The organism is Apibacter raozihei (genome assembly GCF_004014855.1).
Taxonomy (GTDB): domain Bacteria; phylum Bacteroidota; class Bacteroidia; order Flavobacteriales; family Weeksellaceae; genus Apibacter; species Apibacter raozihei.
In genome coordinates this window covers 3162236-3183736 of sequence record NZ_CP034930.1, presented here as the reverse complement: position 1 = coordinate 3183736, position 21501 = coordinate 3162236, and the positions used below count along the sequence as shown (strand labels likewise).

The 21501-nt window shown below is 32.8% G+C and carries 15 protein-coding genes; 12 read left to right on the top strand and 3 right to left on the bottom strand.

The window, feature by feature from the left end:
* Positions 1 to 64: 64 nt before the first annotated feature.
* Together EOV51_RS14110 and EOV51_RS14105 are read left to right on the top strand one after the other, a co-directional pair.
* On the top strand, positions 65 to 2347 hold the full coding sequence (locus EOV51_RS14110) for a porin family protein (protein WP_228427644.1): 2283 nt from the start codon (positions 65 to 67) through the stop codon (positions 2345 to 2347).
* Between the two features lie 36 nt (positions 2348 to 2383).
* Positions 2384 to 3655, top strand: coding sequence for an MFS transporter (locus tag EOV51_RS14105; protein ID WP_128153169.1), 1272 nt, complete (start codon positions 2384 to 2386; stop codon positions 3653 to 3655).
* 85 nt (positions 3656 to 3740) lie between these two features.
* Here EOV51_RS14105 and EOV51_RS14100 read toward each other — a convergent pair whose 3' ends face one another.
* Both EOV51_RS14100 and EOV51_RS14095 read right to left on the bottom strand, forming a co-directional pair.
* Positions 3741 to 4469, bottom strand: a complete 729-nt coding sequence (locus EOV51_RS14100) for a ZIP family metal transporter (protein ID WP_128153168.1) — start codon at positions 4467 to 4469, stop codon at positions 3741 to 3743.
* Positions 4470 to 5192: a class I SAM-dependent methyltransferase gene (locus tag EOV51_RS14095; RefSeq protein WP_128153167.1), complete on the bottom strand. Its 723-nt coding sequence runs from the start codon at positions 5190 to 5192 to the stop codon at positions 4470 to 4472.
* An 895-nt stretch (positions 5193 to 6087) separates the two neighbouring features.
* On the opposite strand from EOV51_RS14095, the gene EOV51_RS14090 reads away from it, so the two are divergent.
* The 10 genes from EOV51_RS14090 to rpsA all read left to right on the top strand — a co-directional run bounded on the left by EOV51_RS14090 (position 6088) and on the right by rpsA (position 20082).
* Positions 6088 to 8667 (top strand): bifunctional aconitate hydratase 2/2-methylisocitrate dehydratase, encoded by a 2580-nt coding sequence (locus EOV51_RS14090; protein WP_128153166.1) that lies wholly within the window; start codon positions 6088 to 6090, stop codon positions 8665 to 8667.
* Positions 8668 to 8711: 44 nt separating this feature from the next.
* On the top strand, positions 8712 to 9908 hold the full coding sequence (locus EOV51_RS14085; protein ID WP_128153165.1) for a hypothetical protein: 1197 nt from the start codon (positions 8712 to 8714) through the stop codon (positions 9906 to 9908).
* A 25-nt stretch (positions 9909 to 9933) separates the two neighbouring features.
* Positions 9934 to 11412 carry an anion permease gene (locus EOV51_RS14080; RefSeq protein WP_128153164.1) on the top strand — a complete coding sequence of 493 codons (1479 nt, stop codon included), beginning with the start codon at positions 9934 to 9936 and terminating at the stop codon, positions 11410 to 11412.
* A 16-nt stretch (positions 11413 to 11428) separates the two neighbouring features.
* The gene (gene citC / locus EOV51_RS14075; RefSeq protein WP_128153163.1) at positions 11429 to 12487 is read left to right on the top strand and encodes a [citrate (pro-3S)-lyase] ligase; all 1059 of its coding nucleotides are present in this window, start codon (positions 11429 to 11431) and stop codon (positions 12485 to 12487) included.
* The gene (citD, locus tag EOV51_RS14070) at positions 12478 to 12765 is read left to right on the top strand and encodes a citrate lyase acyl carrier protein (RefSeq protein ID WP_128153162.1); all 288 of its coding nucleotides are present in this window, start codon (positions 12478 to 12480) and stop codon (positions 12763 to 12765) included. Before citC ends, citD begins: the two co-directional genes overlap by 10 nt.
* The gene (citE, locus tag EOV51_RS14065) at positions 12747 to 13640 is read left to right on the top strand and encodes a citrate (pro-3S)-lyase subunit beta (protein ID WP_221410471.1); all 894 of its coding nucleotides are present in this window, start codon (positions 12747 to 12749) and stop codon (positions 13638 to 13640) included. The genes citD and citE overlap by 19 nt, the downstream gene beginning before the upstream one ends.
* Positions 13641 to 13652: 12 nt before the next feature.
* The gene (gene citF / locus EOV51_RS14060) at positions 13653 to 15158 is read left to right on the top strand and encodes a citrate lyase subunit alpha (protein ID WP_128153161.1); all 1506 of its coding nucleotides are present in this window, start codon (positions 13653 to 13655) and stop codon (positions 15156 to 15158) included.
* A gap of 1 nt (position 15159) precedes the next feature.
* Positions 15160 to 16575, top strand: coding sequence for a triphosphoribosyl-dephospho-CoA synthase CitG (gene citG, locus EOV51_RS14055; protein ID WP_128153160.1), 1416 nt, complete (start codon positions 15160 to 15162; stop codon positions 16573 to 16575).
* Between the two features lie 3 nt (positions 16576 to 16578).
* Complete coding sequence (locus tag EOV51_RS14050; RefSeq protein ID WP_128153159.1) at positions 16579 to 17712, top strand: 2-methylaconitate cis-trans isomerase PrpF family protein; 1134 nt, start codon at positions 16579 to 16581, stop codon at positions 17710 to 17712.
* Positions 17713 to 18288: 576 nt separating this feature from the next.
* A complete protein-coding gene (rpsA, locus tag EOV51_RS14045) occupies positions 18289 to 20082 on the top strand; it encodes a 30S ribosomal protein S1 (protein ID WP_128153158.1) in 1794 nt (597 codons plus the stop codon).
* A 66-nt stretch (positions 20083 to 20148) separates the two neighbouring features.
* Here the strand turns inward: rpsA and EOV51_RS14040 are convergent, their stop codons facing one another.
* The gene (locus EOV51_RS14040; protein WP_228427643.1) at positions 20149 to 21360 is read right to left on the bottom strand and encodes a M20 metallopeptidase family protein; all 1212 of its coding nucleotides are present in this window, start codon (positions 21358 to 21360) and stop codon (positions 20149 to 20151) included.
* Between the last annotated feature and the right edge of the window lie 141 nt (positions 21361 to 21501).

Here is a 21501-nt window from a genome sequence, read left to right as displayed (position 1 = left end):
ACTCCATTATAAATACAAAATACAATAAAAATATTTTACAAAATAACTACAAATTAAAATCACAATGAAAAAAAATCGGAAAAAGTTAAACAAAATTAAAATACTAACGGTGGGTTCGTTAGCCCTATTAGGGGGTGCCAGCCTTACTGCTCAGGTAAAGCAAAAATCAGATACAATAAAAACAAGCGCAGAACAGAAAGGTGATAGTAAAGTTATGTTGAATGCAGCTAACAATACCGGACCTCGTGATGTAAATATTGGTCTTCCTGCATCCGTTGGAGGAACCACTGTATTGGAAAACGGTTTGCCGGTAGTATATTTCTTCTGGCCGGAAGTTCCTACAAAAACATGGAGAGGGGATGCCATGCTAAATAAATATTCTTTATATGATTTAGGTCAAACTGCAATTAATATCGGAGATGTTGGTTTCTCTTTAAGTTCTTATGATAATCTTGGAACCGATGATTTTCAGGGGAAATTAAATCTGGAGTCTAATCATTATGGTTTATTAAGAGGGAGTGCTAATGTAAGTGGTCCTATTAATAAAAAAGGATTAAAGTATTCTGCAGGAGCTTATGTAAGTATGGACCCGGGAACTTTTAACGCAAAAGGTCTTAACACGTATTATTCAGATCAGGCTCAGATTTATAAATTAGCCTTAACACAGGATTATAAATTTACCGGAGGTACAGGATCCATTACTGCTCTATATAAATATGCAAATGTAAAAGGAATTGGTCAAAAATACAGCCCTTTTATATACGGTAAAAATGGAGAGGTAAGTGAAGTTCCAGGATTTAAAATAGGTAGAAAATCATACTATGAAAGATCCGGGAAAGTTACTTTAATGGATGCATTTAGCGGAGACTTGGTACAAAGAGATGTATTAAATGATTACGGTTCTCAATCAAATACAATAGACGTTATCGGTAAAAACAATTTTGATAATGGACTAAATTTAAATTATATAGTACGATACCATTCTGCGAAAGTAGGTACCTATATTCCAATTATGGCAGGTATTTCAAAAGCTGCAGCTGGTGAATTCGTATATGCTGATACAGGGGAGGCTTACACCGGATCCAATGCTCAGGGAGTTTTAATTTTAGCAACTAAAAGAACTCCGATTCAGTCATTAACAGGAACCATAGAATTAGGTAAAAAATCCGAATCAAGCTGGGGTACTCATGATTGGAAAGTTGGAGTAAACGAATGGTTTTATGATATAGACAAATATGCAACAGAATCAGCCATGTATTTTCAGGAAGTTGCGCCAAACCCTAGAAAGTTAATAAAAGCTGGATCAGGAGCTAACGTTAATGGTGACTTTAACCTAAATGGAGGTTTAGAATATCATAACGGTAGAGAAAATAAATTTGCTTTCTTTGCTTTAGACAAATGGACTGTATCCAAATCTTTTGAAGTTAATGTAGGTGCTCGTTTAGAATATCAGACGTTAAGAGGGGATTATCAGGACAGAAATCTGGGATTACAAACTTTAACAGGACCTAAGACTAAAATTGACAAAGATTGGTTTAACCAATCCTATATGGTTAATGCAATCTACAAAGTAAACGAGAAATTTGGTTTATTAGGAGATTTAAATTATATAGAACAAGCGGGACATTTAGAAAATTATAACATTGGGGTAGATCCTAAAATTAAAAAATCTAAAATACCTAGTGCTGGTTTCGGAGTATTTTATAACCACCCTATAATTAGTGTAGTATCTAAAGCTACCTACATCACAAGAGATGAGTATCGTTCAACAGTTAACTTCTCTAACCCAAACAATCCGGGCGAAGTAAAAAGAGAGACTACTAAATATGATATAGAAACAATTGGTTGGACTACTGATATAATATCTAAACCTTTTAAAAATTTTGAATTACATTTTTTACTAACTTTGCAAGACCCGAAATATAAAAATTTCGTAGGTCAAGTTGGCTTTAACGATGGTTCTGTAGCAAAATACGATTTTACGGATAAGTATGTTACAGGTATTTCAAGAGTATTAATTGAAATAGATCCTAGTTATGTTTGGAAAGATTTAAGAGTTTGGGCAAGTGCAAGATATTTCAGTAAACAATATGCAAACAGACCTAACACAGTTTATTTTGCTAGTCGTTGGGAAACGTTTGCAGGTTTGGAATATAAAATCAACAAGCATTTAAGTTTGTCTTCAACAATTATTAATTTGTTGAATCAGAAAGGAGCACAGGGAGATATGGGAGATGCAGATTTACTTTTAACAGCGGAACAAGCAAAACAAAAAGAAGGAACTATTTTATCCGGTACTTACATTCGACCGTTTACAGTTGAATTTGGCCTTAAATATAATTTTTAATAAAAGAAAATTAAACAATTTAAATTATAAGGTTATATGAACAACAAAAGTTATGTTTTACCCATAATAATGATGTTTGCCCTGTTTTTTATGATTTCATTCGTAACAGGTTTGCAAAACCCAATGGGGGTAATTATAAAAAATCAGTTTGGGGCAAGTAATTTTCAGTCTCAACTGGGAAACGCAGCCAATTTTATTGCTTATGCTTTTATGGGAATTCCCTCTGGGCTTCTTCTTCAAAAGATAGGTTATAAAAAGACAGCTTTACTAGCTATCGTAGTAGGGTTTGTTGGAGTAGGTATTCAATATTTATCAGGTAGTCTGGAAAGTTTTGAAGTATATTTAACCGGTGCTTTCATATCCGGATTTTCCATGTGTATGTTAAATGCAGTGGTTAACCCTATGTTAAACACATTAGGAGGCGGTGGAAAAAAAGGAAATATACTTTTACAATTCGGAGGAACTATTAATTCTTTTGGAGCTACCATAGTTCCTGTTTTAGTAGGGTATTTAATCGGAAATGCTGCACAACAAACTATAAAAGATGCTAATCCTGCGTTATTTCTGGCTATGGGTATTTTTGCATTAGCTTTTATTGTTTTGACTTTAGTATCGATTCCTGAGCCTTTTTTAGGCAAATCAGAAAAAAATACTGGAAAATATAGTGCTTTTTCTTTCAGACATTTTTGTCTGGGAGCAGTAGCTATCTTTATTTATGTAGGTATAGAAGTAGGGATTCCTAATACAGCAAATTTATATATGACTTCTTCTGTAGATAACGGAGGGTTAGGAATAGATACGACTGTAGCAGGAACAGTAATAGGTACGTATTGGTTTTTAATGTTAATAGGCCGTTTGGTGGGAGCTTCTCTTGGAACTAAAATTTCAAGTAAGACCATGCTTTCATTTACAGCTTTATTAGGGCTTGTATTTATACTTTTAGCTATAGTCAGCCCCAGTTCAATAACAGTAAGTATGCCTGTGTTTAAATCAGATATATCATTTGGGTTAGCACAATTACCGATAACTATCATGTTCTTTGTATTATGTGGTTTATGTACTTCAGTTATGTGGGGAGGAATTTTCAACCTGGCAGTTGAAGGATTAGGTAAATATACTTCTGCAGCATCAGGTATTTTTATGATGATGGTGTGCGGTGGAGGTATTTTGCCACTTATTCAAGGATATATAGTTGATAATTCAGGCTTCTTGTCTAGCTACTGGTTAATTATATTAGAATTTGCTTTTATACTTTATTATGCATTAATAGGTAGTAAAAACGTAAATAAAGACATTCCGGTAAATTAAATAATATCGGGTTATTCAAGATATTTAAATATTTCTATATAATATTATAAAAACTTCCCTAAAATTTTAGGGAAGTTTTTTTTATTTATATAAGAGAAATAATTATACCTAAAATCATACCGCTGAAAACCAAAACAAGTTTTTGCCAGTTTAGATTATGTTTTTCATTGCTTTCAAAAATAATAACTGAAGAAATATGAAGGAAAATCCCTGCAACAATTCCTAAAACATTTGGATACCAGGAAGGATTTAAAAAAGAACCGACGAAAGCACCAATGGGAGCAGAAATGGCAAAAAACACAAGTATAAGAAACTGATAAATTCTTTTAATGTTGAGAGAAAAAAGAAAAGTAGCCAGTACAATTGATTCAGATACTTTGTGAATGCTTAATGCCCATAAAATATTAGAGTGAGAATGATGATGCGAATGTCCTCCGTGTAAATGTATTCCGGATTGTGCATCAATAATAGGAGTACCTTCTAAAAAAGAATGAATAAAAAGACCAAGCATAACACTAAGTGGAATAATGTTGTTTCCGTTATGACTGCTTTTATGATGATGAAGATGTCCATGTTCAATTCCTTTAGACAGACCTTCAAGAATAAGTTGTAATCCAACCCCTACTATGATCCAAAGACCGGCATGTGCTCCTCCGTTATAGTATAAAGAAGGAAACATGTCCAAAACTGTAATTGCCAGTAACAAACCGGCACTAAACATAAGTAAATTTTTACTGAACTTTGCATTATTTTGAAAATAGTAAGCAATGGCAGCACCTAGTACTACCGCTAAAATTAAGATAGCATAATCCATCTATTTCTTAAAAATTAAAATTAGTCTTGGCGATTTAGATTCATTAAATTCATTGAGTTGGTAATCTCCAAATACATCCGTAAGTGTAAAACCTACTTTTTCACCCAGTTTTTTAAAATAATTTAATTTAAAACCTTTCACACGTTCCTGATAATGATAATCCTTACCTTGGTCAGAAAAGGTAATATCTTTTATAACAAAATCATTTTCAACTTTTCTTTCAAGGTGAAATGTAATACCATCCACTATTTTATCTTCCTTCGGAATTAAATCATTCTCCACAAGAGAAGCGTTCATAAAATCCATGACAAAGATTCCATTTTCTCTTATTTGTTCATATACAGATTTATAAACTCTGTAATTGTCTTCTTCATCACTGAAATATCCAAAGCTGGTAAATAAATTGAATACAACTGAAAAGGAATTGGGAAAATTAGGATTTCTCATATCTCCCACATGAAATTTTAAACGATCGTTTTCAAATAGTTTAGCCTCTTTTATGCTTTGAGAAGCTAAATCAACTCCAGTAACATCATATCCCAGCTTGTTAAGGAAAATACTATGCCTTCCTTTTCCACAAGCCAGATCTAATATCTTTTTATCTGTAGAAATAGATAAATATTTTAGTAGATAGGAAATAAATTCCTGAGCCTCCCTGTCATCGCGGTTTTTATATAAAATATGATAATAGGGAGTATTAAACCATTCTGCAAACCAATCCATAATTCAAAATTAATACAAATTTTTAACTAATTTATACATTATGTAAATCATTATTTAAAAACGTAAATAAAAATAGGGATAAATAATTTGTTGGATACATATATAAAATAGCACACTAACTCTTTTCCGGTCTATGTATACATCAGATAAATCAAAGTTTAGACACATACGATAATGCTTTAAAAAATATTCATTCATATAATTTATATAAAATATCAGGACTATAGAGGTAAGTTACATAGATGTGAATTTTTATATAATGAATTGTGTAGTTTACAATTAATCGTAATAAAATATTATATATTAAAATAGTTGTCGGTTTAACGAATCAATATTTTATAATTTAACAAATCCGTATCATGGCTATTTATACATCAATTCAAAAGTCTTTGAGAAAACTATAATATACCTAATCCAAATTCGTATTAAGTATTGAAAATTATTTATTTAACAGCTTAAATCAAAACTTCAATTTTCTTAGAAGAAAATATTTTATTTATCCCATTTTTTTATTTACAATGATATGATATGTATCATTTCTTATGATGTATCTAAATTGATTAAAACGTAATACTTTTGTTGAGCATTGAAATATATCGAAAGAATGAATAGTAACCTTCTTAAAAATTATAACTAAACCAGAAGATTGTAAGTAACTTTCTTATTATAAAGTGTTTAGTTAGTGTTAAATATACTTGTTTTATTAATTGTAGAATTTTTTAATTAAATAATTCATAGGAATTGTATAAATTAATAATTTATATTAAGTATAAAGAAATCTTTAGTTTATCTCTTTTTTTTTGTTAATTTTGATATGATATGAATCATTGTTCATATTATTTACTTAATGGTTTAAAAGTAATAATTTTGTCGAGTATTGAAATATATCGAAAGTATGAACGAAAAATATTATGCTCATTTAGCAGAAAGAGAGGCAAGAGGAATACCTCCATTACCATTAAATGTATCTTATACAAATGAGTTGGTTAATTTGCTAAAAAATCCTTCTAAAGAACAAGAAGAAGAATTTTTAAATCTCTTAATTAATAGGGTACCGCCAGGAGTTGATGAAGCCGCTAAAATTAAAGCAGAATTTTTGGATAAAATTAGTAAAGGACAAATTACTAGTCCTGTAATTTCCCGACTCAAAGCGGTTGAAATTTTAGGCAGTATGCAGGGGGGGTATAATATACAACCACTGATTGAAGCTTTAGATATAGAAGAATTGGCAGAATTGGCGGTGAAACAGCTTTCACATACTCTTTTGATTTTTGACGGATTTGAAGCTATAAAAGAAAAAGCTCAACAAGGAAATCTTTACGCTCAGAAAGTAATTCAAAAATGGGCAGATGCTGAATGGTTTACTCACAACAAAGAAGTTTCTGAAAAGTTGACAATGAAAGTATTTAAAGTTTCAGGAGAAATCAATACAGATGATTTGTCTCCTGCGCAAGAAGCCTGGTGTAGATCAGATATTCCTCTTCATGCACTTTCAATGTTAAAAATGTCTCGTACAGACAACGTTCCGGATAAAGAAGGTGAAATAGGGCCTGTTTCTTTACTAAATAAACTTAAAGAAGAAGAATATCCTTTAGTATTCGTAGGAGATGTAGTGGGGACAGGGTCTTCAAGAAAATCAGCAACCAATTCTGTTTTATGGCATATAGGAGAAGATATCCCTTTTGTACCCAATAAAAGAAGACGAGGAGTAGTGTTAGCCGGAAAAATAGCACCTATATTTTTTAATACAATGGAAGATTCCGGAGCATTACCTATTGAAGATGTAGATGTTTCTCAGCTTAATACAGGAGATGTAATAGATATTTATCCATATGCAGGAGAAATTAGAAAACATAGTACAAATGAATTAATTACAAAATTTGAAATAAAAAATCCGGTATTATTTGATGAAGTAAGAGCGGGAGGAAGAATATCTCTCATTATAGGTAGAAAACTTACAGCTAAGGCTAGAGAATTTTTAAATCTTCCGGCAAATGATGTATTTAGAAAAAATATACAAATACCAGCTTCAAACAGAGGATATTCTTTAGCTCAAAAAATTGTAGGTAAAGCATGCGGAGTAACAGGAATTAGACCAGGAGAATATTGCGAGCCTAAAATAAGTTCCGTAGGTTCACAGGATACAACAGGTTCCATGACCAGAGATGAATTAAAGGATCTGGCTTGCCTTAAATTTTCTGCAGATCTTGTTATGCAATCTTTCTGTCACACTGCAGCCTATCCTAAGTTAGCAGATATAAAATTACAACAAACACTCCCCCAGTTTTTTATAGAAAGAGAAGGAATAGTGCTTAGACCTGGAGATGGAATTATCCATTCCTGGCTAAACAGAATGATTATTCCGGATACTGTAGGCACGGGTGGAGATTCACATACTAGATTTCCGATGGGAATATCTTTTCCCGGAGGATCAGGATTAGTTGCTTTTGCAGCAGCAACTGGAGTAATACCCTTAGATATGCCAGAATCTGTATTGGTCAGATTTACAGGAACAAGACAAGAAGGAATTACTTTACGGGATTTAGTACACGCAATACCTTACTATGCAACTAAAGAAGGTTTATTAACTATAGACAAAAAAGGGAAAAAGAATGTTTTTTCTGGACGTATATTAGAAATAGAAGGACTTTCTGACTTAACAATGGAACAAGCTTTTGAATTGGCTGATGCTTCAGCAGAACGTTCAGCAGCAGCATGTACTATTGAATTAGGAGAAAATAAAGTTAAAGAATACATAGAATCTAATATAGCTCTCTTAAAATGGATGATTACAGAAGGATATGAATGCTCTAAAACTATAGAAAAGAGAATTCAGCAAATGGAAGAATGGTTATCAAAACCTAAATTACTAAAAGCAGATAAAGATGCGGAATATGCAGCGATTCTTACCATTGATATGAATGAAATAAAAGAGCCGATACTTTGTGTTCCTAACGATCCGGATGATGCCAGATTATTATCAGAAATAAATGAAGGAACTATTGATGAAGTATTTATTGGTTCATGTATGACTAATATAGGGCATTTTAGAGCAGCCTCAGAAATAATAAAACAAAGTAAAAAAGAGCTGAAAAGCAAATTATGGATTAGCCCTCCTACGCGAATGGATCAAAAAGAATTAAAAGAAGAGGGACTTTATAATACATTTTGTTCAGCAGGGACTAGAATTGAAATACCCGGATGTTCTTTATGTATGGGAAATCAGGCCAGAGTAAAAGAAGGAACTAATGTAATATCCACTTCTACACGAAATTTCCCGAATAGATTAGGAACTAATGCCAGAGTATATCTGGCCTCTGCCGAATTAGCTGCTGTTAGTTCGCTATTAGGAAGACTTCCTTCAATAGATGAGTATACGACCCACATAAAAGTACTTTCAGAAAATGAGAAAAAAATATATAAGTATCTGGATTTTAGTACAATGTCAGATTATTATACAGACTTAAAAAACTAAAAAATTACAACTACTCACATGAAAATAGCTAAAACAATCACTGTATGGAAAAAAAAATCTTTTTAATAGTTTTTGCTTTTACAATCAGCCTTATAAAAGCACAAAAAAATGATAGTATTCATATAAACTATCAAAAACAAATGGAACAACAACAGCAACAAATAAAAGAATTACAAGAGCAAATGAAAATACTTCAGGCTCAAAATACTTCTTCACTCAACAACAATTCTGTATCAGAAACAAAAAAAGAATCTACTGAATTCAAACCCAAAGGAAGAGTTTTCGGGAGAATTTTTATGGGGTATGCAAACAGTTTAGAAAATAAAAGTGACAGAAGACAAGGTTTTGATATTGCAAGAAGTTATTTAGGTTACGATTATCAGATAACTGAAAATCTATCTACCAGGATTATGATTGATGCTACTCCGGAAGGAACATTAGCACAAATAGGAAAAGAAAACGTTCAAAGTTTAAAAACACCCGCACTTAAAAACGTGTATATAAAATATGAAACAGAAAAAGTATCTGTCACTGCAGGAATGTTTGCTACTCCCCATGTGGTTATTCCTTTACAATATTGGGAAAACAGATATATTAATAAAAGCTTTCCAATAGCAAACGGTTTAGCCAGAGGTGCAGATATAGGTATTACAGGAGTTTATAAAATAGCTCCATATTTATCTGTAGATGCAGCAATTCTAAAAGGAGAAGGTTTTAGGAAAATATCTAAAGATAATATGTATCAGTATGTGGTAGCAGCTACTATAACACCATTTAAAAATATGATCATAAGACCTCTATTTGATATTAAAACAGGTGAAAACCTTCATAGAAAAGACAGAATGTATGCAACAGCACTTATAGGATACAGAAATTCCAAAATATCTGCCGGTGCAGAATTAAGTAAAGTATTTAATGACGGAGCTGCTGAAGTTGATAAATACGGATACTCACTATTTCTTAATGGAAAAATTACGAAACAAATAAAAATATTTGGAAGAGCAGATGTATACAGTACAAGTCTTCCGGAATCATATTATTCAGGATATGATTTTTTTAATGCAGATAACAAGGCATTTACAGGACATACAGACATGTTTATATTTGGACTTGAATACATTATCGCAAAAGGTGTTAAAATTTCACCCAACTTCAATTACAAAGTCTATAAAAAAGCCGGTGATAGAGGGCAGGACTTACACTCCAATACCCTAGCCGTTTCAATGGAAATTAAAATATAACTATTTAAAATAAATAACACAACAAATGGACAAATCAAAAATTATAAAACTTGGAGTTTTAATACTAATAGTTGTTATCACTTGTATAACTCCTCATCCCGAAGGATTGCAGCCTATAGCTTGGAAATTATTCGGTGTCTACTTAGCGGCAATTGTCGGATTAGTAATGAAGCCTTATAAAGAGCCCGTAATTTTATTAGCAGCCATAGCTGTTTCTGCAATTTTTATAGGTATTTATAATAAAAGTTTACCAGAAGGGGCAAAATCGCTTATTGAAATGAAAAAAGTATTAGGAGGATATGCTTCTACAACAACTTGGTTGGTATTTTCTGCTTTTTCATTAAGTGTATCGTTTGTAATAACCGGATTAGGTAAAAGAATAGCCTATAATTTAATAGGGATGATAGGTAGTAGTACCTTAAAATTAGGATATGTAAATGTCTTTTTAGAATTATTACTTTCTCCTGCAATGCCTTCCAATACAGCAAGAGCAGGCGGAGTAATCACGCCGATATTTAATGGAGTAGCTGCTGCCTTAGGCTCTGATCCCGAAAAATCACCAGATAAAGCCGGAAAGTATTTATTATTAAATGTATATATGGTAACTAAAACTACCAGTTATATATTTCTAACAGCAATGGCTCCCAATGCATTAGCATTAGAACTTTTAAACAAGATAAATCCTGAGTTTAATTTATCATGGGTACAGTGGATGGTGTTCGCTTCGGTTCCCGGATTGTTATGTTTGTTTTTAACACCACTAGTTGTTTACAAGTTTTGTACACCCGAAATGAAAAAAGTAGACAATAAAACTATTGCGAAAAATGGGTTGGAAGAATTAGGCCCAATGAGTACAAAAGAAATGATATTATGTGGAGTGTTTGTTATTGCTCTATTAGGATGGATTTTTGGAAAAATGACAGGAGTTAATTCTGCATCTGTAGCTCTTGCTGCAATGGCTATATTATTAATTACCAATGTTATTAGTTGGGATGATATCCTGAAAAGCAAAGGAGGATGGAGTACACTAGTTTGGTATGGTGGAATTATAGGTCTTTCCGGAGTATTAACTCAAGTAGATTTTTTCAAATGGCTAGGAGAAACATTAGCTGAAAAATTAGAATTTATAGCTCCATTCATGCAAGGCGGCGAAGGAATGGTAGGTATCGTAATAGTTTTAGCCATTAGCGTGGTAATCAGATATATTTTTGCATCTGGAGCCGCTTATGTAGCCGCTATGGTTTCAGTATTCGGATTATTAGGAGTAGCATTAAAATTACCATATGATATATTAGCTATAGGTATTTTATTCTCCAATGCTTATGGGGGATGTACAACTCATTATGGTGGAGCGGCTGCCCCTATCGTAATGGCCTGTGGTTATAACGATACCAAATCATGGTGGAAAGTAGGTAGTGTTGTAGGCTATGGAAGTTTAATTATACATTGTACCATAGGTATTCTTTGGTGGATGTTTTTAGTTAATTCAGGAATATTAAAATAGAATAAAATTTTAAGTTATGAGCAATTATAATTCTTATACAATTAGAAAAATAGAACTAAAACCACAAGGCGGAAATATAAAAAACATTAAAAAATTTTTGGAAAAAAATGATTTGGAAATAAGCCATGATATTCTATTCTTTATTACAATTGAAAAAAATGAAGACATAATTGCTTGCGGAGGAATTTCAGAAGGTGGTATTATAAAATGTGTAGCCATAGATAAAAAGGAAAGAGGGAAAGGATTAGTACTTAAACTCATGACAGAACTTATCTACATAGGATATGACTTAGGTTACACAGAATTATTTTTATATACTAAACCCGAAAATGAAAAGATGTTTAAAGCCTGTGGATTTACCAAAATAGAAACAGTACCAGGATTGGTGGTTTTAATGGAAAATACACAAAACGGATTACTAAATTATTGTAAAAAATTAAAAGAAAACAGTAAAAATATAAAAGGAAAAAAAATAGGAAGCATTGTATTAAATACAAATCCATTTACACTAGGACATCAATATTTGATTGAAAAATCGGCCTCAGAGTGTGATTGGGTACATGTATTTATCGTAAAAGAAGATGCTTCCTATTTTTCTTACCGGGATAGATTTAATCTCGTAGCAGAAGGGGTGAAACATATAAAAAATATAACCTTGCATGAAGGTTCCCGATATATCATTTCACGAGCAACATTTCCAACTTATTTTCTTAAAGATGAAGATGTTGTGGAAAAAAGCTATTTAGAATTAGATTTGAAAATATTTAGACGTTTTATAGGTCCGGCTTTGCGCATCACACATAGGTTTGTCGGAAGTGAACCATTCTCAGGAGTAACGAATCAATATAACGAAGCCATGAAATACTGGTTGGAAAAAGACGATTCAAATTATCCAAAAATAACGGTAGAAATTAAAGAACGTAAACTTTTACAGGATATTCCTATATCAGCATCCAGAGTGAGAGAGCTTTATTTTAAAGGAGATGTTGAGAACATAAAAAAATTGGTTCCTAAAGTAACCTATGAATATCTGCGAAACAGAAATAATAACACAAATAAACAACAATGGAAATAACAAAAGAAGCGGTTGTAGGAACACTGGAGTCCAGCGATGCAATGATACAGATTGCTCCTTGCGGAGAAATAGATATCACAATCAGCAGTTCAGTGGGAGCACAATTCAAAGAAGCAATTGAAAAAGTAATACAAGACACATTAGAAGAATTTAAAATAAAAAAAGCAAAAATTGTAGTTAAAGATAAAGGTGCTTTAGACTGTGTATTAAGAGCCAGAATGATTACCGCAATAACACGATCAACTAACGAAAAAATAGAATGGAAACAGCTAATATAAAATTAAGAAGAAGTATGTTGTTTGTTCCGGGGTCAAATGCCGCAATGATAAGCAACTCTTTTATATACAAACCGGATTCAGTCATGTTCGATCTGGAGGATTCCGTAGCCCTAAGAGAAAAAGACAGTGCAAGAATGTTGGTGTCTCAGGCTTTACAACATCCTTTTTATAAAGATATAGAAAAAGTAGTACGCGTTAATGCCTTAGATTCGGATTTTGGAGTAGACGATCTTAATGCAGTAGTACGATCCGGAACTGATGTCGTGCGTTTGCCTAAAACGGATTCTGCACAAGATGTGTTGGATATGGAAAAAGTAATAGAAGATATTGAAAAAGATTGTAATAGAGAGGTAGGAAGTACTAAAATGCTTGCAGCTGTAGAATCTGCATTAGGAATTTTAAATGCAAAAGAAATTGCCTTTTCAAGTCCAAGACTTATAGGAATAGCATTAGGTGCAGAAGATTATGTAAAAGATTTAAAAACAGAAAGATCTCCGGATGGAATAGAATTGTTGTTTGCTAGAAGTACCATTTTACATGCTGCAAGAGCTGCGGGAATAATGGCATTTGATACAGTATTCTCAGATGCAAACGATGAAGAAACGTTTTTAAAGGAAGCAGCACTTATTAAACAATTAGGATTCGACGGTAAATCTTTGGTTAATCCAAGGCAAATTGAACTTCTTCATAACTTATATGCCCCAACGCAAAAAGAAGTGGATTTTGCAAAAAAAGTAATTGAAGCTTCTGACGAAGCAGTACAAAAAGGTTCCGGAGTAGTATCTCTGAACGGTAAAATGGTTGATGCTCCCATAATTGAAAGAGCCCAATTGGTTTTACAACGAGCTAAATTATCAGGAGTCAGAGAATTATAATAAAGTACAAAAATGGATCAGAAAGAAAGAATTTTAACCTATTTGGATACTCATAAAGATTTATCCATAGAAGAATATCATAAAATCAGTAAGTTAGACCTATTCGAAACAATTGCAAGCGATAGGAAAATATGTCAATCAATAGAACAGGCTATTGAAAAAAGTGGTTTACAAGACGGAATGACCATATCTTTCCATCATGCTTTCAGAAATGGAGATTTTGTAATTAACAGAGTAATGGAAGTAATTGCAAAAAAAGGATTTAAGAACCTTACCTTGGCCTCCAGCTCATTAAATAGTTGTAACGCCCCTTTAGTAGAATATATTAAACAAGGAGTCATCACAAAAATTTATACATCCGGAATAAGAGGAGAGCTGGCAGAACAAATATCAAGAGGTATTTTGAAAGAGCCGGTAAATATACATTCTCACGGAGGAAGAGTTCACCTTATAAAATCAGGAGAAATTAACATCGATGTTGCATTTTTAGGAGTTCCGGTATGTGATGACTACGGAAATGCGACCGGAGTAGGGTTTTGTGGTTCTCTGGGTTACGCTAAAACAGATGCTCAGTATGCTAAAAAGGTGGTAATGCTTACAGAAAAAATAGCACCCTATCCATTCAATCCCGGAAGCATAGCACAAGACGAAGTAGATTATATAGTAAAAGTAGACCAGGTAGGAGATCCGGATAAAATCGGAGCGGACGCAACCAGAATGACAACCAATCCTAGAGAACTTTTAATAGCAAGGAAAGCAGCTGAAGTTATATTTCATTCAGGATATTTTAAAGATGGATTTTCCTTACAAACAGGTACAGGAGGAGCTTCATTAGCAGTAACCAGATTTTTGGAAAATAAGATGCAATCTCAAAATATTACAGCTGCATTTGCTTTAGGAGGAATCACTTCCAGCATGGTGAAATTACATGAAGCAGGATTAATCAAAAAGCTTTTGGATGTACAAAGCTTTGATAAAGATGCAGCACGCTCCATAGCTGTCAATCCCAATCATATAGAGATAAGTGCAAATAAATATGCAAATTACAGTTCTAAAGGAGCCTCAGTAGAGCGTTTGGATATAGTGATATTAAGTGCCTTGGAAATAGATGTTAATTTCAACGTTAATGTTTTAACAGGATCGGACGGGGTGATACGTGGTGCTTCAGGCGGGCACAGTGACACAGCTGCCTCAGCACATTTATCAATAATTGTAGCACCATTGGTAAGAGGAAGAATTCCTACCGTAGTAGAAAATGTTTTAACTTGTGTAACACCAGGAGACAATATAGATATATTAGTTACAGATCATGGAGTTGCTGTAAATCCCCAAAGGCCAGATATAAAAGAAAAACTTGAAAAGGCCGGAATTGAACTGTTTACCATAAGGCAGTTACACGAAAGAGCTATTAGTCTTACCGGAAAGCCTAAACCTATCGAATTTACTGATAAACCGGTAGCTGTGGTAAGGTACAGAGATGGACATGTAATAGATACAGTTTTTCAAATTAAAGAATAAAGTGGAAGATTTCAAGAAAGAATTTAACCAATTAAAATCTTCTGATTGTTTTTTAGGAAAACAAGTTGAATTAATAGAACTACTTGATTCCCGTGAAAAAAAACAATTCATACAACAGGAATGCTTGCAAAAGCATTCTTGTTCTTTACTATCATTAAGTTTGGTTTCACCGGGAGGAGTAAAAAAAAATCATCTTTTTGACTATATTTTCCAAAGAGCCTTGGAAGAAATTGATTCATGGTTTGAACAAAATACTATTGAAATTTATTCTCAGCAGATACATAGAGAAAACACAGGTCATTTTGCTGTTTATGCAGTTAAAACAAAAGCAGATAATCTGAAAAAATTAATGATAGATTTGGAAGAATCTTCAAATTTAGCAAGACTATGGGATGCTGATGTATTAAATGAGAAAGGTGAAATAATATCCAGAACTGAATTAGGTTCCAGCCCCAGAAAATGTTTGATATGTGAAAAAGAAGCAAAGATATGTGCAAGAAACAGGACTCATACGCTGGAAGATATCTTGATTACCATGCAAAAATTGGTTTTAGAAGATGCTTTTGCGAATATGATTATGAATTTAGCAGCAAAAGCATTAGAAAAAGAGGTTTTACTAACACCTAAGCCAGGATTGGTTGATAAAAGAAATAACGGCTCACATAAAGATATGGACTTGCCTATGTTTCATCGAAGTATTCAGGCAATTAAACCCTATTTAAAAGATTTTGTGTCAAAAGGAATGGCATTACAAAACGAAGAAAAAGATAAAATTCTCGAACAGATTCGTCCTATAGGAATCGAAGCTGAAAAAAAAATGTTTCAGGCCACGCAGGGAGTAAATACTCATAAAGGAAGTATATTTTCATTAGGATTAGTGTGTACAGCATTAGGATATCTATACAAAAAAGAGAGTGTATCAATTACTGAAGTTTGTAAATTAGTGTCTGAAATTACTCAAAATATAGAAAAGGAACTAGAGGTAAACGAACAATCTACAGCAGGAATAAAAACATATAAAAAATACAAATTCAAAGGAGCCAGAGGTGAGGCAGCTTCCGGTTTTCAGACCGTAGTCAGTATCTCATTACCCATATTTGAAAAATTTAATTTTCTGGGTGAGGATTTTAGCTTATTTTTAGCTTTGATTTCATTAATGTCAGAAAATAATGATACTAATATTGTTAACAGAGGAGGAGTAGAGGCCTTACAATGGATAAAGGACTATGCCGGCAAAATGATGAGAGATTCAAAAATCTATGAAAATGAAAAATATTTTTTACAGCAATTGGAAGAGTTTGATGATGAATGTATAAATAGAAATCTTAGTCCGGGAGGTAGTGCCGATTTATTATCACTTACCTGGTTTTTCTATTATATAAAAAATTACAAAGTTTTAAATAATTCAAAATCATAAAAAATGAAAAAAATTAATTGTATTTGGATGAGAGGAGGTACCAGTAAAGGAGGGTGTTTTCTTGAAAATGATTTACCTGAAAGTATTGAAGAACAAGACCATATATTGACAGCTATATACGGTGGAAATGATCCTACCGGTAAGCAGTTTAACGGCATGGGCGGAGCAACCTCCACCACCAGCAAAGCAGTGATCGTTAAAAAACGAAACGGAGAAAAAAATGCTGTGAATTATACATTTGCTCAGGTTGATATAACAACCAGCTTAGTAGATCGTAAAGGAAACTGTGGAAATATGTCAGCAGCAGTAGCTCCCTTTGCTATAGAAATGGGATTAATAGATGATGTTCAGGAACCTATTACACAGGTTTCTATTTTTAATACCAATACAAGTAAAATAATTATAGCACATTTGCCGGTAAAAGATGGAAAAGTGGTATATGAAGGTAATTATGCCATTTCAGGAGTGCCAGGAACTGCCTCTAAAATACAATTAGATTTTCTGGAACCCGGAGGTGCTGTAACTAAAAAGCTGCTACCTACAGGAAATGTTATAGATGTTTTATCAACTCCGGATTACGGAGATTTTGAAGTTTCTATAGTTGATGCAGCTAACCCATTGGTTTTTGTCAGGGCGAAAGATTTAGGATTAACAGGAAGCGAACAACCGCTGGATATAGATTCAAATCCTGAATTATTGAAAAAAATGTTAAGTATTAGAGAAGCAGCTTCCGTAAAGATGGGACTAACTACATCTATAGAAGAAGCAAAAAAAATACCTGCAATACCTAAGTTTTGCTTTGTTGCAGAAGCAGCAGATTACAAAGCCAGTAATGGAGAAACAATTAAAAAAGATCAGATAGACCTACAGGCGCGTATGCTTTCAATGGGAAAATTGCATCCTAATTATGCAATAACAGGAGGAATATGTACAGGAGTGGCAGCCAAAATTCCTGGAACAATTGTTAATCAGATTATCGGAAAAGCCAGCGAACAGGAGGAAATACGTATAGGACATTGTGGCGGTTTACTATCAGTAGGTGCTAAAGTTGCTGAAGAAGACGGGCAGGTAAAAGCACTGTCAGGAACTGTTTTCAGAACAGTTAAGAAACTTATGAAAGGAGAGGTATATTGGTAAATCTTTGATATTTATTAATCCTTTCATTTAAATTTTTCATATAATTCATTATCAAAATAGATCACATTAAAAATATATTAACTATAACTCCAAATCCCACTTTAAATTTATGAAATAGTGGGATTTTTTTTGTATTAGGATCAACCATACTCATAAGTTTATATTTTTCTACATAATTTAATTCAAACCTCTGTTTTACTAGGTTAAATTTTTATTACAATATAGTTTTAAAATATTTTAAAGTTATTAAATAATGTATTATAAATTTAACATTTATCTTTATAATTTAAAATATTGCGTAATAATTTGTTTGAAAATCAACGAGTAAAAGATAAAATGATTTAGCTTAAATATTTAATTATTAATAATTAAATTAGAATAGCCTTAACTTTTAGAATATCAGTAAAAAAGAGGTGTAATAAATTTTAAAACTATAAATTTTTTATTATATTTGCGCTTCGATTTTGGCGACTAGAAGAAAATCGAAATAACTTTAAGTATAACCACTTTCAAACAAACAATTTCGCCTTTTATTCTTAATTGACCTTGGTTGAAATACAATTTAAATTAAACAATATGTCTGAAGAGACTAAAAACCTAGTAGAAGAACAAGAGGTTCTTCAAAATGCCAATGTGGCTCCTGAACAATTTGATTGGGATTCTTTTGAATCTGGCCTTGACGCTGAAGATAGAAAAGAAAAGTCAGAATTAGAAAAAATGTATGATACTTCTTTACAGGAACTTGATGAAAATCAGGTTTTCAAAGGTAAGGTAGTTCGTATTACCGATAAGGAAGCTATCGTTGACATAAACTTTAAATCCGAAGGAGTAATTTCCTTAAATGAGTTCCGTTATAATCCTAACTTAAAAGTTGGTGATGAAGTTGAAGTAATGGTTGCTCAAAGAGAAGACAAAACAGGACAATTACAACTTTCTCACAGAAAAGCAAGAATGCTTAAAGCTTGGGATAGAGTTAATGAGCTTCACGAAACCGGAGAAATTGTTGAAGGTTATGTGAAATCAAGAACTAAAGGAGGTATGATTGTAGACGTATTTGGAATCGAAGCATTCTTACCTGGTTCTCAGATTGATGTAAAACCAATTAGAGATTACGATCAATTTGTAGGAAAAACTATGGAATTCAAGATTGTGAAAATAAACCATGAGTTCAAAAACGTAGTTGTTTCTCACAAAGCATTAATCGAAGCTGACATCGAAGATCAGAAAAAAGAAATTATCGGTCAATTAGAAAAAGGTCAGGTATTAGAAGGTGTTGTTAAAAACATTACTTCTTACGGTGTATTCATCGACCTTGGAGGTGTTGACGGACTTATCCATATCACAGATCTATCATGGAGCAGAATTAATCATCCATCTGAAGTAGTACAATTAGATCAGAAAGTTAACGTGGTAATCCTTGATTTTGATGATCAAAAATCAAGAATTCAGTTAGGTATGAAACAATTGGAACCACATCCATGGGATGCTTTAGATTCAAGCTTACAGGTTGGAGACAAAATCAAAGGAAAAGTAGTTGTTTTAGCTGATTATGGTGCTTTTGTAGAAGTAGCTCCAGGTGTTGAAGGATTAATTCACGTTTCTGAAATGTCTTGGTCTACTCACTTAAGATCTGCACAAGATTTCGTACAAATCGGTGATGAAGTAGAATGTGTAATTCTTACTTTAGATAAAGAAGAAAGAAAAATGTCTTTAGGTATGAAGCAGCTTACTCCAGACCCTTGGACAGACATTACTGCTAAATATCCTGTAGGTTCTAAACATAAAGGAACTGTTAGAAATTTCACAAACTTTGGAGTTTTCGTAGAATTAGAAGCAGGTGTTGATGGATTAATTTATATCTCTGATCTTTCATGGACTAAAAAAATCAAACATCCGTCTGAATTCTGTTCAGTAGGAGATGTATTAGATGTTGTAGTTTTAGAACTTGATACAGATGCAAGAAGACTAAGCTTAGGTCACAAACAATTAACTGATAACCCTTGGGATAAATACGAAGTTAAATATGCTGAAGGAACTGTACACACAGGAAAAGTAATTCAGTTGTTTGATAAAGGAGCTACTGTTCAGTTTGAAGATGCTGAAGTAGAAGGATTCTGTCCTTCAAGATTATTAGAGAAAGAAGATGGATCTAAAATCAAAAAAGGAGACGATGCTGAATTCAAAGTAATTGAATTTAACAAAGAATTCAAAAGAGTAGTTGTTTCTCATACTGGAACTTTCCGTGAAGAAGAGAGCAGAGAAGAAACTGAAAAACAAGTTAAGTCTCAAAACCAAAGCGTTGAAAAATCAACCTTAGGTGATTTAGACGAATTACAAGAATTAAAAAGAAAAATGGAAGAAGGAGAATAATCTTTCTGAAGTTTGATAAAATAATTCATAAAAAGAGCCGCTTATGCGGCTCTTTTACTATTAAATTTATTGATTTAGAAAATCAAGGATAATCTGAACTTCAGTTTTAATACCATTAAGAAAAGCACTTTCATCAATAGTAAATTTTGAATTATGATTAACAGCATCATTACCTACTCCAAGTAAGACAAAACAAACAGGAGCTATTTTTTTATAATAAGAAAAATCCTCACTGGCTGTAATAGAGGGAGAATCAACAACATTATCTAATCCTGTCGCCTTAATAGCGCTGGCTTTGGCTAAAGCATTCAGTTTTTCATCATTATATATAGGTGGATAACCTAAAACATAATCCAGTTGATAGCTTGCATTGTTAGTTTTTATTGTATTTTCAACTATGGATTTAATGCGTGTTTCCATTAACTTTCTTGTTTCAGGATCAGTCGTTCGTATCGTAGCTGCCAGTTCAGCTCTTTCAGGAATTACATTAGGAGCATTTCCTGATTGAAATTTTCCAACAGTAAGAACAGCTAAATTTCCAGGCTGTACATTTCTGGAAACAATAGTTTGTAAATTATTTACCAGCTCAGCCCCTGTAACGATAGGGTCAACACCTAGATGGGGCATGGAACCATGAGAACTTTTACCAGTGATTGTCAGGAAAAAGCTGTCTGAGGCAGTAGAGGCAGGCCCGTTAGGCAAAATACCAATGATTCCTACAGGAAGAGGCATAACATGTAGTCCGAAAAATGCTTCAATGGAATCAAGTTCTCCGGTTTTAATCATATCTAAAGCTCCTCCGGGAATTTTTTCTTCTGCATGTTGGAATATAAATATAACAGTACCTTTTAAATTTTTTTGCATTTTAGAAAGCGTATAAGCTGTTCCAAGCAACATAGCTGTATGAGAATCGTGACCGCAGGCATGACTCACATTTGCATTTACAGAGGCATAAGGTAAACCTGTTTCTTCCTGAATAGGTAAGGCATCCATATCAGCTCGGAAAGCAACAGTTTTTCCGGGAGAATTTCCTTTTAAAATACCAATGACACTGGTTTTTGTAATTTGTTTCACCTGAATATTTCCAAAACTCTTCAATACATCTGCCACATATTTACTGGTTTTGTTTTCCTGAAATGAAAGTTCAGGATTTTGATGAATATGTCTTCTCCATTCTATAACCTTAGTCATAGGGATGGAGTTCTGCCATAAAGTATTATCTTGCCCGAAGCTATATTGAGATAATACTGATAAGGTGAGTAATATAAGTTTTTTCATAAATTGATTTTTTTGAATAAGTAAATTATATGGACTAAAGATAATAAAAAAATAAAATAAGATAAATTAAAATTATTTACACTAGGTAAAAGTATATTTTGAGTCAATTTATTTTCAAAGTAAAAAAAATATTTACATGAC